Genomic DNA, 14017 nt, shown 5'->3' with positions numbered 1-14017 from the left:
CGCACCGAGCGCACCGACCTGACCGACCGCACCGACCGGCCCGACGTTGGGTCGCTCCCCGGCCAGCATCGTGAACCCCGCGTAGCAGACGCCGACTTGGGAACGCACAGCCGCCTCGGCATCGCCGGTGATGCGCAGGGTTTCGTCCAGCGATCGCCGGGCCTCGCTCAGCCGGCCACGCAGGAACCCACGAGGCGCTGTTCGTCTTCAGCGGCTCCCCGGAAGCCTTAGCCACCCACCGGTCGGTGTTGGCGAGCCTGGGAAACTCCGTACACCTCGGTGATGACCCGGCGCTGTCCCCGGTGTACGACACGGCGCTGTTCGGTCTGGCCTGGGGTGCGCTGGCGGGCTTCTACCACGCCGTGGCCCTGGTGGGCGCGGCCGGCGTCGACCCGGCGGCCTTCGCAGCGGTGGCGACGGGGCACATGCCGTTCGTCACCTCGCTGATGGCCGACCACGCCCGCCAGATCGAGGACGGCCGCTTCCCGGACGACGACGGCACCGTGGAGGTGCACGCGGCAGCGATGGAGCACCTCCTGCACACCAGCAGGGCCCGCGGCATCGGCACCGACGTGCCGGCGCTGATCGGGAACCTGCTGGATCGGGCGGCGGCCACCGGACACGGCTCCAGCGGCATCGCCAGCGTCATCGAGACGATCACGAAGGGCGAGCGGAATGCCTGAGCAGACGAAGCCACACGTCACGGTCCTCGGTCTCGGCCGGATGGGCACCCCGATAGCCGCCGCGTTCCTCAACGCCGGCTACCCGACCACCGTATGGAACCGCACCGCCGCCAAAGCCGACGCACTCGTCGCACAGGGCGCCCTCCGCGCCACGACCACCACCGAGGCGGTCGCCGCCGGCCCACTGGTGATCGCCCCGCTCCTCGACCACCAAGCTGTACGCCAGACCCTCGGACCCGCCGCCTCCGCGTTGCATGGCCGCACCCTGGTCAACCTGGCCAACAGCACCCCCGACCAGGCCCGTGAGCTGGCCGCCTGGGCCGCCGGACACGGCGCCGACTACCTGCGGAGTAATCCGTGCCGACCGGGTGTCCCTGTTCCCGTCGCCGAAGATCTCGGCACCGGGCCGGCTTCCGGTGCGGTCAGGGGCGCAGGGCGTAGCAGCGCAGGACGTCGAGGTCGGCGGTGCGGACGACCGACCATCCGGCCGTGAGTGTCTCGGCCTCCGCGGGGGTGATCGCGAGCTCCAGGAGGGCCGGATCGGTGGTGGTGCGGCGGCCGGTGATCTCGGTGACGACCCAGAAGGTCCCGCCGGGGGCGAGGAGCTGCCGGACACGGTCGAGGAACGCCCGCTTGTCGTCCATCCACCGGTAGACCAGACGGCAGGTGACGACCGCGAATGCCGACTCCGGCAGGGCGGCGAGATCGCCGGCGGTGATGTCCAGGCACCGCCAGGCCGGGCCCGGGCCGGCGTCCTTTGCGGTGGCGAGGGCGACGGCGCTCGGGGAGCAGTCGACGCCGGTCGTGCGATACCCGAGCTCGTGATGGAGGTGCCGGGCCAGAGCGCCGGCGCCGCTGCCGATGTCGAGGGCGAGGCGGGCGCGGCCGGGCCCGAGATGCTCGTCCATCAGCCGCTTCTCGGCATCATCCAGCTGCCGGTACTGGCGACCCTGAGCCCAAAGCGGCTCCCAGTAGGCGGCACTCGCGGTGGACGCGGTGGTGGTCATGAAGCTCCTTCACGGGTGGGCGGCACGGCCGAGGAGTCGGGCGGGGCGGGCTCCGGATCGGTCGCGGCGGCGCTGGCGGGCGGGCTGCAGTGACGGGCGGTGGCTGATGCAGGTGTGATGTGCGCGAGGCGTCGGCCGTCTCTCGCACCCGACCGGATCGGGCACAGGATGTCGGGCCGGGCAGGGTGGTTCCTTCCTAACGTGAGTGATCGAAAGGGAAGGAGGCCGGGGTGCTGGAGCGGCTGAACCAGGCCATGGAGCACATCGAGTGGCACCTTGATCGGCAGATCGAGGCGGCCGACCTGGCGCGGATCGTCGTGACTTCGGAGTACCACTGCCGGCGGCTGTTCTCCGCGCTGGCGGGAATTCCGCTGTCGGAGTACATCCGGCGCAGGCGGCTTACGGTCGCCGGTGCCGAGGTGCTGGCCGGGGACCGGACGCTGTTGGAGATCGCGGTGCGGTACGGCTACACGTCGGGGGAGGCGTTCGCGCGTGCGTTCCGCGTCATGCACGGCGTCGGTCCCGGCGAGGCCAGGCGGTCCGGTGCGAGTCTGCAGTCCCAGTCACGGCTCTCCTTCCGCCTCACCGTCGAAGGGAGTAGCAGTATGCGATACCGGGTCGTGGAGAAGGACGAGTTCCGTGTGGTCGGCAGGAAGGCGCGCGTCCCCCTCGTGTACGAGGGGGTGAACCCTGCCATCGCCGACTTCATCCGGGGCATCGGGCAGGAGACGCTGCAGCGCATGCAGAGTCTGTCCGATCAGGAGCCGCAGGGGATCGTAGGGGTGAGTGAGAACCTCGATCCGAGTCGGGCGGAAGGAACCGAACTCGACTACTACCACGGGGTGGTGACCCGAGCCGCCGTGCCCGAGGACATGGATGCGCTCACCGTGCCGGCCGGGACGTGGGCCGTCTTCGAGAGCTCCGGGCCGTTTCCACAGGCGCTCCAGTACCTCTGGCGGGACGTGTTCACGCAGTGGTTCCCGTCCAACCCGTACCGCAGCCGGCCGGGACCCGAGATCCTGCGGACCCGGCTGTCGCAGGATGCCGCGGAGGCGGATGCGGAGCTGTGGATCCCCGTGGAGCGGACCGCGATCTGAACGGTGGCGGTGCCTGGCTTCGCCCCCTACGGGCGGGCCGGCGCGCGGAGCCCGTGAAGATCGAACCTATGATCGGCTTTTCGTTGTTGACCCAGGATGAGGAGGGGCATGCGTCGAACGTTGAGCATTCTCGCCACGATGCTTGCTTTGATAGCAGGCGTGACGGTCACGTCGGCGCCGTCAGCCTCGGCCGCGGACGTCTCGGCGGACGCGGCAGACGTCGCCAAGTCAGCCGGACAGAAGTGGGCGCTGAAGTCCGTGCTCACGAAGAAGTACGTGACCGTGGAGTTGAACGACACGGACCCGTACGAGTGGCGAATGCGGGCCAGGAGCGACGGGACCGGCTCCTGGCAGAAGTTCACCCTGCACACCAACCACGCCGGCACGACGATCGGCCTGCGCTCGCTGGTCACGGGGTTCTTCGCGACTCCCGAGCCCATCGACGCGGGCGACCGCAACGGCATGCTCCGTGCCCACGGCCACCGGCTGGGCAGCCCACAGCAGTTCGAGGCACGCTACTTCGCCCCGCCCGCGGACACGGAATCCCCCGAAGGCTCGGTGGGCGTCACCTTCAGATCCGTCGATCCGCGGTACGGCGGCAGGACGGTGGCCGTGGGGGCGGACGGCACTCTGCGCGTCACCGCGCAGGCATCCGGCACGGCCACGGAGTTCGTACTGGAGCCGGTCGATACCAAGGCGGAGGCCCCGTACGCGGGCTCGGCCCCCGCGTCGAGCCTGAACGTCATGACCTGGAACGTCTGTGCCAACGTCAACCGCAACTGCGGTTGGAACGTGGAGCCTTACAAGGGCGAGGCCGGATACCAGGAGCTCGGCGATGCGATTCGAGCACGTCTGATCGATCCGGCCATAGGCGGATACCCGGACGTCATCTTCTTCCAGGAGTTCTGCGAGAAGCACGGCAAGCGGGTCGAGGAGATGCTGGAGGGCCAAACCGGCCGAGGCTGGGACGTGCGATTCGCGCCCATCCACCACCGCGTCAGTGGCAGCCCGCTCATCCAGAAGCAGTGCGCCATGGGCGGTGCTGCTGACGCCGACCGAGGAGCCTACGGCGTCGCCCTCGCCGTCCCGGACGAGAACACCTGGTACAAGAGATACGACCTCAAGTCCCCTGACGACAAGGAGCAGCGCACCGCCCTGTGCGCGTCCGTTCCCTCCCGCGCGGTGATGGCGTGCACTGCCCACTCCAGCGCGGGCAAGGGCTACGACGACGACACCGGATACTGGCGAACCCGGCAAGCCGTGCAGCTGCGGGATTTGGCGGATGGATTCGCCGAGCAGGGCTACCGTCCTGTCTTCGGCGGCGATCTGAACCTGGTGCCGCCCGTCCCGGCGGCCACGGTGGATCAGGGCGGCCCGAGCACGGCGCTCGACCCTGTCTACGACTCCTACACGGAATGCAACCAGCCGGCAGGGAAGCTGTCCCCCCGCACCGGAAAGCCGACCGCCAACCCCGACGCCGGCGGGAACCCGACGCGAAAGCTCGACTACATCTTCGCGCCGAACACGTTCTCCCGGTGCTCGGTCTCCGCTACCTCCGGCAAGTCCGACCACTGGACCCTCTACGGCACCGTGCCCCTGCCAGCCACCTGATGCAGTCCCGGGCGACGGCGGACTCAGCGGAGATCCCCCTGAGTCCGCCGTCGCCCGGCGCAGCCCGGGCACACCCCCGGAGCGATCACGGGACAACGTCCGTCAGGCGTCCGGCGGCTGCGTCCTACCTCGGCAGCCAGACGACCTTGCCCCCACGCCCGTCCGCGCGAGCCTTCAGCCCGGCTGCTTGATGCTCTCGATGATTCGGGCGAAGCCTTCCTCTCCATGGCCTGCATCAATCTGGCGTTGGATGAGCCGCTGGACCATGGCGACCACCTCGGTGCTGATGCCCTGGTCGGAACTGGCGGCCAGGAGGTCACCGAGGTTGGAGAACTCGAGGCTCTGCTGCCCCTCGACGGTGTAGTCCCCGCCGTCGATGACTGCGGCGAACCCTTGGAAGGCGCCGGTCATGGCGGTCAGCCAAGGTGTGGCCATGGCAGCGAACTCGCCCGCCGTCACGCCGGCCGGCGCGACCATGGCGGCGCCGTGCATGAATCCCGCGAACATGACGTACATACCCGCGAGTAGGGCGAGGTCGTACAAGGACGCCAGCCCGGCATCCTCACCGAAGTAGGTACTGGTTCCCCACAGGTCGAGCAGCGGCTTGTACTGATTGAAGACATCGGCCGATCCGCTGTAGAGGATCGATGACCCAGGCTGGCCGATCATGTGCGGTACGGCCATGATGCCGCCGTCCAGATACGCGACCTTGGCATGGGCAGCCCAGGCGGCCAACTCCCGTGACTGAGCCGGTGACGTCGTGGTTACGTTGATCACGGTTCGTCCGGCCAGCTCATTGGAGAGCGGATCGAGCACCTCATGCACCGACGCGTGGTCCAGCAGGCATACGATCAGCAACCCGCTGGCCCGGGCCGCGTCGCCTGCCGTGGCAGCGGCCTCCGCGCCCTGCGCAATGAGGTCGTCCGCCTTCCCCGGTGAGCGGTTCCAGACCGTTGTCGCGTATCCGGCCTTCACCAGCGCGCCCGCGAGGGCGCTCCCCATCGCCCCAAGCCCGAGAACACTCACCTGGACGCCGTTGTTGGTTGTCATTCTTGGGACTCCTCCTCGTGTTCACCGTTCGGCTGAATCCTCTCCGCTGCCAGTAGGGTTGACCAGTACGGACTAATTAGTCAGGTACTCACTCGTAGGTAAGTACGTCTTGGAGGGGCGGATGGCAACATCAGCACGACGTGGTCCCTACTTCTGCGGCATCGACGCGGCGATGGACGTAGTCGCAGGCAAGTGGAAATCGCTGATTCTCTGGGAGTTGCAGCACTGGGGGACCCGCCGGTTCGCCGAGCTTCGACGCGGGCTGCCGGGCGTCAGCGAGAAGATGCTGATCCAACATCTGCGGGAGATGGAAGAAGACGGGCTCGTGCACCGGGAGGTGTACCGCGAGGTGCCACCGAAGGTCGAGTACTCCCTGACGGAGCACGGCGTCTCGCTCAACGCGGCCCTGGCCTCATTGGGACAATGGGGCACCGAACGCATGAGGCGGATCGGGGCCGAAAAGGTCTCCACCAACGTTGCCGGGACAGTTCCGCGATAGAAGCGGATCGGCCGGATCGCGGCCGCGCACTCATCACGCCTATCCGCGCGAGCTCCTCCGCCGGCCTCCCCCGCGCGGGGGAGGCCGATCATTCTCGAGTACGAAGACCTGTCGTGGCCGGCGGCGTGATCATGAACAAATGAAGAGCTCTCTCGATCCGAGTCAGGTACCGCGCGCATGAACGCGATGGCAGCGGTAGACGCCGTCCGGCGATGGCGGCCCGCGCGCCGCCCGGCCGCGGTGCCTCTGAAGTGGGCCTGGCCTGCGTACGTGTCCGCAGTCGGCCAACTGGTCTACGCGGGGGAGAAGGGCTACTACGCGACCCAAGGACGCCTGGGCATTCCCGGCGGACCGCTGGTGACCGCCTCGCAGTACACCAACACTTCCGATGTCGCGCTCGCGCAGTGGACGCTGGCCTCACTGGGCCTGCTCTCCGCCGTCATCGCGCTCGCCGCCGTACGGCCGTGGGGCGGCCTGCTACCGCGCCCGCTGCTGCTTCTCGGGCTGTGGGGAACGGTCGCCCCGGCAGCCGCCGGCCAATTCCACGCGGCCCGGGACGTCCTTTTCAACTCCGGTCCCGGTGGGTGGTCGGCGTGGGCCGTAGTGCAGGGCGCTGCAGGCCTGTGCGTGTGGCTGGCCATGGCCTGGATCTTCACTCGCCGCCTCGGACAGGACACCACAGCCGCGGTGAAGACGGGGCGAGGCACGGGATGAAGGAGACGATGGAGACGATGGACACGCGGCCCCCCATGCGCCGCACCCTGTCCGTACGCCGATGGGCCGCCTACGCGACCTGTGTCTGGACCCTCGCCGGCTACGGAACGCTCAAACTCTATTGGGCGCTGGGCGGCACGGGGCTCACTTCCAGCGCCCCTCTGCCCCGGTCGGCCCGTGAGGAGCTCGTCGCGCAAACCCCCGGCACGATCGCCGGCCACTGGATATCGGTCGGCCTGGTCGTCTTGAGTGCCTTGGCGGCGCTCGCCACGGTGCGGCCCTGGGGACGTGTGCTGCCGCGCCGGCTCTTGACCGTGCCGATGTGGATCACCGGCGCCCTCATGGTCCTGCGCGCCTGCGGCGCGCTGGGCTTCGGCTTCGTCGGCGACGCCATGGTGCTGACGGGCACCCGGCACGTGGGGCCGCCCGACACCGAGATCGCGCACCATCTCTCCCGGGTGGATCTGCTGCTCTGGTCGCCCTACTTCCTGGTCTGGGGCCTCCTGTGGTGCGCGACTGCCTGGGCCACGCCGAGACGACCAGCCCGCTAGGCCGGCCGGACATCCACGGGCGGAACGGCCCTGGGCACCGCCTACTCGGACTCACGCGCACTCCACCCTCTCGCCTACGGGCGTCCAGTCCGAGGGGCCCTTGGTGCCGACCGCCCGGACCTGGAAGCAGTACCTGACCTTTTCATCGAGGTGGGGGACCGAGAAGGTTCTGGTGTTGGCCGCAACGCCGAAAGTCTGGTTGAGAGTGGTATTGCGGATTTCGTAACCTGTTTCATTGCTGGCGTTGTCCTCCCACTCCACTCGGACGCTCTTCTCGTTGTTGGCAGGGACCGCCGTGGCGACGACGTTCGAAGGCTCGTTCGGCCGCCCGACGTCAGCTCCGGCCGCATGCGTTATCGAGAATTCTGCGTGGGCGGAATCATCCGACAGGAACTCCCCGTTCTTCACGGACAGATTGTGCGACCGGACTTTGTTCATGGCGAGCGGTCTGTTCGTAGTGCGCGCCGTTCCTTCGAGGTCGTTGTTGTTGCAGGTCGACTCTTCGTACAGGTACAGCACCGCCCTTGGGCTGACCGTTTCGGAGCTGTTGAGCTGCAGCGAGACAGACAGGACGCCCCTGGTCTCCCCACCCGCGCAGCGCTCGACGCGGAAGGAACCCGTCGGGGCGTCATGCGTAAGGTTGACCTGTTGACTGAAACTGTCTCCGCTTACCTGCCCGCCGGCGTCCCGCACATTCAGCACTCCCTGGATCGTCACAGCGTGCGTGTTTCGTGCCGTAGCGGATTCCGTCATGCCCACGAACAGGACGGGGGTCAGTAGTACTGCAGCCCCCATGGCATGTCCAAGCTTCATCTCAAACCTCGCGGATCTTGCGCCAGGCTATAGCGCCGCGGCTTGGCGATGGCATTTTATGGGCCCCGTACCATCAGAATCCCACCGGGGCAATACCGGCGCATCCCGGGTGTGGGTGGGGAGGGTGCCGGGGCGGCGGCCGACCGGGTGAGGGGGAAAGCAGCGCCGCACCGCCGATGTGCGGGTCGAGCGAGACGAGATGGCGGAAGAAGAGTGGCCGTCGTGTGAACGGCACAATGGTCGCATGGGTGCCCCGATCAAGATCTTCAGGCTCTTCAGCTACCAGCCTTGCGGGCACGAGCTGCTGGTGCGCGTTGTCCGGCCCGCTGCCTCGAACGCTGATCAAGGGGCGTTGGACGCCGCCGACGACGTCGCCGACTCGGCGGCGGAACAGCTTTGCACCTGGTGGGAGCAGCAACGCTTGCAGCCCGAATGTCCACACCGTCACACACCGAGTCTGGTCGCCGAGATGCAGGAGGAACCGGTCGGGGAGGACCTCTTCGGCTTGGGTCGTCCCCGACTCGGGGTATGGGCAGCGAAGACGAAGTACGGCGCGCCGTGGATGGTCCTCGGGACCGCATCGACCGAAGCGGAGTTCTGGCAACAGGTCGAAGACGACTCCGCCCTTCTCGCCCTCGGCCCCCTCGCGCCCGCCGAACTGCGCGACGTCTGTTTCCTCACCGACGAGGACGCCCCATCAAGCCGGCAGTCTTGACGGAAAGCCGGCGGATTGGCTGACCAGGTCGAATCCGTACAACACGCCCGGCGATAAAGGCGGTTGTGTCACCACGCGTGTGCTGCACCGCGGCGGCGAAGTCGCCGAACAGCAGGGCGGCTGCCACCGTGCGTCTGCGCTCGCGCCGGTGCTCCGGTGAGGGGTCCCAGCCCGACCGCAGAGACGGCTGAATGAAATCCCGGTCTGCCCGCATTGGCGGAGGTTCGCGGCTGGCAAGTCCACGCCATGGCAAGGACTTGCCTTGATCAGGCATTCACGTCGGCGTTGCCGGCCGATAGACCCATGGCATGTTCTCCCCCTCACTATCCTCCGCCTTCCGCCGCAGGCGCCGGCAGCTGATCTCGGCCGCCACCGCGGTGCCGCTGCTGGCGTCGGGACTCGCAGTCCTGCAAACGCCCGCACAAGCCGCCCCGAGCAAGCCCCCCGTTCCCGCCAAGCCCTCGGCGACCCACAAGGTCACCCTGATCACCGGTGACGTCGTCACGGTCACCACGATGGCCGACGGCAAGCAGACCGCCGACGTCGACCGGCCGGACAGCGCCGTCGGCGGCGTAAAGATCCAGGAGATCAAAGGCGACCTGTTCGTCACCCCGGACGAGGCCGTGCCGCTGCTGGGCACGAACAAGCTGGACCGGCGGCTCTTCAACGTCACCGACCTGATAGAGATGGGCTACGACGACGCCAAGTCGGCCGCCGTGCCGCTGATCGCGACGTACGCCCAGCCGAAGTCACGCGCGGCCGCCGAGCCGACGGCCCCCCGGGGCAGCAAGCTGACCCGCAAGCTCAAGGGCATCCACGGTGCCGCACTCAGCACCGACAAGCGGCAGGCCCGCGCCTTCTGGACCACCGTCGCGCCGCAGGGCAGCTCGACGCTGGGCGAGGGCGTTGCGAAGCTGTGGCTCGACGGTCGCGTGAAGGCCAACCTGAAGGAGAGCGTGCCGCTGATCGGCGCGCCCGAGGCCTGGACGGCCGGCCACACCGGCAAGGGAGTCAAGGTCGCGGTGCTCGACACCGGCATCGACGTCAACCACCCCGACTTCAAGGGCCTGATCGACGGCACGGCCAGCTTCGTGCCGGGTGAGGCCGTCACCGACGTCAACGGACACGGCACGCACGTGGCAGGCACGATCGTCGGCTCGGGCGCCGCCTCCGGAGGCGCCAACAAGGGCGTCGCCCCCGACGCCGACCTGTTCGTCGGCAAGGTGCTCGGCGGCGCCGAGGGCTCCGGCCAGGACTCCTGGGTCATGGCCGGCATGCAGTGGGCCGCCGAGTCCGGCGCGGACGTCGTCAACATGAGCCTCGGCGACTCCTACCCGACGGACGGCAGCGACCCGATGTCGCAGACCGTCGACGCGCTGTCCGCGCAGTACGGCACGCTGTTCGTCATCGCCGCCGGCAACGCCGGCCCGGAGAGCATCTCCGCTCCGGGCGCGGCCGCCTCGGCGCTGACCGTGGCCGCCACGGACAAGCAGGACCGGCTCGCGTCCTTCTCCAGCACCGGCCCGCTGGCCCACTCCGGCGGCATGAAGCCGGACATCGCCGCTCCCGGTGTGGACCTCACAGCGGCTCGCTCGCAGGAGATGACCGACGGTGGTGACGGCCTCTACCGCACCATCAGCGGCACCTCGATGGCCACCCCGCACGTGGCCGGCGCGGCGGCGCTCCTCTCCCAGCAGCACCCGGACTGGACCGGCGCGCAGCTCAAGGAACACCTGATGAGCACCGCGAAGGGCCTGACCGACCGGTACTCGCCGTACGAGGTCGGCACCGGCCGTCTCGACGTGGCCGCCGCCGTGCGCGCCACGGTCCGCGGCACCGGATCGCTCTTCTTCGGCAACCACACGTGGCCGCACGAGCCGAGCGACGCCGCCGTGACAAAGGACCTGACCCTCACCAACACCGGTCCCGCCGCCGTCACGCTGAACCTGGCACTCACCAACACCGGCGGCCCGTTCACGCTGGGCGCCACCAGAGTGACCGTCCCGGCGGGAGGCACCGCCTCGGTCCCGGTGACCGGTGACCCGCGCATCGCCCCGGCCGGGCGGACCGCCGGCCACGTGACAGGCACCGACGCGACCACCGGACAGCCGGTGACCCGCACCTCGGTGGCGCTGCTCAAGGAGGAGGAACGCTACGACCTGAACATCAAGTTGGCCGGCCGGGACGGCAAGCCCGCCGCCGGCTGGGTCACCGTCAACCTGGCCGGCGACTCCTGGCCGTGGTCGGTCCACGTCGACGGCTCGACCACCATGCGCATGGCACCCGGCCTGTACACCGTCACGGCGTACCTCGACGTGGCCGGCGAGAAGGCGGACCGCTCCGGTCTGGCCGTGCTGGTCGACCCGGAGACCGTGCTCAAGGACGGCTCCGCGGACGTGGTGCTCGACGCGAGCAAGGCACGCCTGCTGCAGACCGAGGCGCCGGAACGCACCGAAGACCGCCAGCGCAAGGTCGACTTCAACGTCCACTACAACGGCCTCGACCCGTTCACGGACTACCGCAGCGCGTACGTGCTGCCGTTGACCTACGACGACGTATACGTCTCGCCGACGGAACCGATGACGCAGGGCGAGTTCATGCTGATCACCCGCTGGCGCAAGGGCGAGCCGCTGCTCGCACTGAGCGCGATGGGCGGTCGGATTCGCTTCGAGACGCTGGTGCAGGCGGGCAGCGCCCTGGACACCGCAACGGACAGGCTGGACGCCGTCTACGCGGGCAACGGCGCGGCGGCCGACTACGAGAAGACCGGCGCCAAGGGAAAGGTCGTCGTCATCGAGCGCAGTGACGAGGTCGCGCCGCAGGAGCGCACCGCGGCCGCGGTCGCGGCCGGTGCGAAGGCGCTGATCGTGGTCAACGACGGTGCCGGCGCCCTGATGGAGTTCGTCGGCGAGTCCACCATCCCGGTCGCCTCCGTGCACCGCGATGCGGGCAAGACCCTCATCGCGATGGCCAAGGCCGGCACCGTCAAGCTGACCGCGAAGCAGACCGAGTACACGCCCTTCGTCTACGACCTGACCCGGGAGTACCCCGGCCGGGTGCCGGACCGGGCCCTCGTCTACAAGCCGACCAAGGACGACCTCGCCCGGATCGACGCCCGCTACTACTCGGCCACGGGCGGCGGGTTGGCGGAGGGCTACCGCTCCGACTTCACCCTCAGCCCGTCGCTCAACTTCCCGGAGCTCGAGCGGCACCCGGGCACCCGCACCGAATGGGTGACTCCGGGGCAGGTCTGGAGGGAGTTCCACGCGCAGGGCATCGACGGTGATCTGCCGTGGGTGATGGTGTCGGGCGACAACAGGTACGCCAAGGGCAGCACCATCCGGCTGGACTGGTTCGCTCCGGCGATCCGGCCCGGCCAGAGCGAGTCCTTCGGCGTGTACAACTCCCGTTGGCAGAACCAAATGATCTGGAACGTGCAGGCGTGGGCCTCCTCCAGCGACACCATGCGGCTGGGCGGCTTCCTTCCGTGGGCCGCGACACCGACCCGCCTGCAGGTCTTCCAGGGAGACACGCTGATCCACGACAACCCGTACAGCACGGACATGCAGTGGGTGCAGGTGCCGGCGGGCAACCTGCCCTACCGCGCCGTCCTCGACGCGGAGCGGCCCGCTGACGTCTTCCGCCTGTCGACGCGCACCCACACCGAGTGGACCTTCATGTCCGACACCGTCGACTCGGACTCCTTCGAGCGGTTCTCGGTGCTGAACCTGGACTACAAGCTCGAGACGGACCTGCACGGCGACGTGAAGGCCAACTCGACCCAGCAGATCTCGCTCAAGCCGGTGTCGATGGACCTCGGCACCGTTCGGGGCACCCTCACCAGGGTGACGCTGGACGTGTCGTACGACGACGGCGCCACCTGGCAGAAGGTCACCCCGGCGGAGGGCGCCGACGGCTACTGGACGGGTTCGTTCAGGACGGCGAAGAAGCCCGGCGGCTTCATCTCGGTCCGCGCGAGCGCCGAGACGGACAGCGGCTTCAGCGTCAAGAACGAGATCATCCGGGCGTACGGCCTGCGATGAGCCTCACCATCGGGCCCCGGGGATGCGACTCCCCGGGGCCCTGCCCGTCACACCTGCTCCCAGCAGGGACTTTTCAGGTGTGGCCGCCATGGCACATACTCTCCCCGCTGCCGCAAGCGGAAGGGAGACGGTCGCTCGTGCTGGGTGTTCTGGGCCTCGAAGCCGATGACGAGCGCGTCTACCGGGCGCTGCTCGGCCAGCCACACTCCTCCGCCGAGCGGCTGTCGGATCTGCTCGTCGTATCGCAGGCCGACGTGGACAAGGCCTTGGCCCGCCTGGTCGAGTGGGGACTGGTGACCAGGTCGGCGGACGAGCGGTTCACCGCCGCACCGCCGGCCATGGCGCTCGGCGCTCTCATCAGCCAGCGCCGAGACGGGCTGCGCATGGCCGAACAGGCACTGGTGACCTTCGCCGAGGAACACCGGGCGGCGATGACCGGGAGCAGCATCAGCGATCTGATCGAGGTGGTCACCGGCGTCGACGCCATCCGCCATCGCTTCCTACAGGTGCAGCAGGCAGCCCGCTCGCAGGTCCGCAGCTTCATCACCGCACCGTTCGTCGCCCTGCCGCCCGACGAGAACACGGCCGAACCCGTGGCCATCGGCCGCGGCGTGCACTTCCGGGCGGTACTGGACCGGGCCGTGCTGGCGGAGCCGGGCATCATCGAGGACGCGATCGATTCACTGCGCAACGGCGTGGAACTGCGTGTCGCCGACCAGCTGCCGATGAAACTCGTACTGGCCGACGCCGACCTCGGCCTCGTCCCGCTCGCGGTCACACCGGCCGGAGAGCCCGGCGCCGTGCTGCTGCACCGCAGCGGCCTGCTGGATGCGCTGGACGCGCTGTTCGAAACGGTATGGCGCACCGCCCGCCCACTCGAGCTGTCGGGCACGGGCGGAGAAGCCGAAACCACCGTCGAGGTCGGTGCGGAAGGCCCGACCGACCTCGACCGAAAGATCCTCGCGCTACTGCTGGCCGGTCTGACCGACCCGATGGCCGCGACACAGCTCGGCCTCTCACCGCGCACGCTGCACCGACGCCTGCGCCACCTCATGGACATGGCCGGAGTCCGCACCCGAATGCAGCTCGGCGGCTACGCCGTCCGACACGGCTGGGTGAAGCCACACTGAGGGTCCTGCGCCGTCCGGAAATGCCACTGCTTCAGTACGGGGACGCCGACAACGTCGCCTGTGCGCCGATGGCTTCGACAAGCAATCGTGTGGATCGCGCACCT

At 68.9% G+C, this 14017-nt stretch carries 12 protein-coding genes and 1 pseudogene; 10 read left to right on the top strand and 3 right to left on the bottom strand.

Features of this window, described 5'->3' with window-relative positions:
• Positions 1-245 precede the first annotated feature (245 nt).
• Together AB0447_RS25490 and AB0447_RS25485 are read left to right on the top strand one after the other, a co-directional pair.
• Positions 246-683 carry a hypothetical protein gene (locus AB0447_RS25490; protein ID WP_366479075.1) on the top strand — a complete coding sequence of 146 codons (438 nt, stop codon included), beginning with the start codon at positions 246-248 and terminating at the stop codon, positions 681-683.
• Positions 676-1029, top strand: a pseudogene (locus AB0447_RS25485) (NAD(P)-binding domain-containing protein); the annotation flags it as partial. The gene AB0447_RS25490 and the pseudogene AB0447_RS25485, both read left to right, overlap by 8 nt.
• A gap of 76 nt (positions 1030-1105) precedes the next feature.
• On the opposite strand, the gene AB0447_RS25480 reads toward AB0447_RS25485, so the two are convergent.
• Positions 1106-1690 carry a class I SAM-dependent methyltransferase gene (locus AB0447_RS25480; RefSeq protein WP_366479074.1) on the bottom strand — a complete coding sequence of 195 codons (585 nt, stop codon included), beginning with the start codon at positions 1688-1690 and terminating at the stop codon, positions 1106-1108.
• A 230-nt stretch (positions 1691-1920) separates the two neighbouring features.
• On the opposite strand from AB0447_RS25480, the gene AB0447_RS25475 reads away from it, so the two are divergent.
• On the top strand, positions 1921-2787 hold the full coding sequence (locus tag AB0447_RS25475) for an AraC family transcriptional regulator (protein ID WP_366479073.1): 867 nt from the start codon (positions 1921-1923) through the stop codon (positions 2785-2787).
• A 159-nt stretch (positions 2788-2946) separates the two neighbouring features.
• On the top strand, positions 2947-4398 hold the full coding sequence (locus AB0447_RS25470; protein ID WP_366479072.1) for an endonuclease/exonuclease/phosphatase family protein: 1452 nt from the start codon (positions 2947-2949) through the stop codon (positions 4396-4398).
• A gap of 174 nt (positions 4399-4572) precedes the next feature.
• Here AB0447_RS25470 and AB0447_RS25465 read toward each other — a convergent pair whose 3' ends face one another.
• Positions 4573-5448 carry an NAD(P)-binding domain-containing protein gene (locus AB0447_RS25465; protein ID WP_366479071.1) on the bottom strand — a complete coding sequence of 292 codons (876 nt, stop codon included), beginning with the start codon at positions 5446-5448 and terminating at the stop codon, positions 4573-4575.
• A 121-nt stretch (positions 5449-5569) separates the two neighbouring features.
• Here AB0447_RS25465 and AB0447_RS25460 point away from each other — a divergent pair, with 121 nt between their 5' ends.
• The 3 genes from AB0447_RS25460 (at position 5570) to AB0447_RS25450 (ending at position 7212) form a co-directional block, all read left to right on the top strand.
• Positions 5570-5947, top strand: a complete 378-nt coding sequence (locus AB0447_RS25460) for a helix-turn-helix domain-containing protein (RefSeq protein ID WP_366479070.1) — start codon at positions 5570-5572, stop codon at positions 5945-5947.
• A gap of 270 nt (positions 5948-6217) precedes the next feature.
• Entirely contained in the window at positions 6218-6661 is a 444-nt protein-coding gene (locus AB0447_RS25455) for a hypothetical protein (protein ID WP_366479069.1), read from the top strand.
• A gap of 17 nt (positions 6662-6678) precedes the next feature.
• A complete protein-coding gene (locus tag AB0447_RS25450; RefSeq protein WP_366479068.1) occupies positions 6679-7212 on the top strand; it encodes a DUF3995 domain-containing protein in 534 nt (177 codons plus the stop codon).
• A gap of 51 nt (positions 7213-7263) precedes the next feature.
• Here AB0447_RS25450 and AB0447_RS25445 read toward each other — a convergent pair whose 3' ends face one another.
• Positions 7264-8025, bottom strand: coding sequence for a fibronectin type III domain-containing protein (locus tag AB0447_RS25445; protein WP_366479067.1), 762 nt, complete (start codon positions 8023-8025; stop codon positions 7264-7266).
• Between the two features lie 244 nt (positions 8026-8269).
• Here AB0447_RS25445 and AB0447_RS25440 point away from each other — a divergent pair, with 244 nt between their 5' ends.
• The 3 genes from AB0447_RS25440 to AB0447_RS25430 all read left to right on the top strand — a co-directional run bounded on the left by AB0447_RS25440 (position 8270) and on the right by AB0447_RS25430 (position 13913).
• Positions 8270-8740, top strand: coding sequence for a hypothetical protein (locus AB0447_RS25440; RefSeq protein WP_366479066.1), 471 nt, complete (start codon positions 8270-8272; stop codon positions 8738-8740).
• Positions 8741-9048: 308 nt separating this feature from the next.
• Positions 9049-12783 (top strand): S8 family serine peptidase, encoded by a 3735-nt coding sequence (locus AB0447_RS25435; RefSeq protein WP_366479065.1) that lies wholly within the window; start codon positions 9049-9051, stop codon positions 12781-12783.
• A 137-nt stretch (positions 12784-12920) separates the two neighbouring features.
• Positions 12921-13913, top strand: coding sequence for a helix-turn-helix domain-containing protein (locus AB0447_RS25430; RefSeq protein ID WP_366479064.1), 993 nt, complete (start codon positions 12921-12923; stop codon positions 13911-13913).
• The last annotated feature ends 104 nt before the right edge of the window (positions 13914-14017 follow it).

Source organism: Streptomyces sp. NPDC051211 (genome assembly GCF_040689505.1).
Classification (GTDB): Bacteria; Actinomycetota; Actinomycetes; order Streptomycetales; family Streptomycetaceae; genus Streptomyces.
Note: the sequence above shows the minus strand (reverse complement) of the source record. Positions and strands in the feature narration are given on the sequence as shown.

Coding starts and splice junctions, on each gene's coding strand:
- AB0447_RS25480 (WP_366479074.1), bottom strand. CDS start 1,690: ATGACCACCACCGCGTCCACCGCGAGTGCCGCCTACTGGGAGCCGCTT.
- AB0447_RS25465 (WP_366479071.1), bottom strand. CDS start 5,448: ATGACAACCAACAACGGCGTCCAGGTGAGTGTTCTCGGGCTTGGGGCG.
- AB0447_RS25460 (WP_366479070.1), top strand. CDS start 5,570: ATGGCAACATCAGCACGACGTGGTCCCTACTTCTGCGGCATCGACGCG.
- AB0447_RS25450 (WP_366479068.1), top strand. CDS start 6,679: ATGGACACGCGGCCCCCCATGCGCCGCACCCTGTCCGTACGCCGATGG.
- AB0447_RS25445 (WP_366479067.1), bottom strand. CDS start 8,025: ATGAAGCTTGGACATGCCATGGGGGCTGCAGTACTACTGACCCCCGTC.
- AB0447_RS25440 (WP_366479066.1), top strand. CDS start 8,270: ATGGGTGCCCCGATCAAGATCTTCAGGCTCTTCAGCTACCAGCCTTGC.
- AB0447_RS25435 (WP_366479065.1), top strand. CDS start 9,049: ATGTTCTCCCCCTCACTATCCTCCGCCTTCCGCCGCAGGCGCCGGCAG.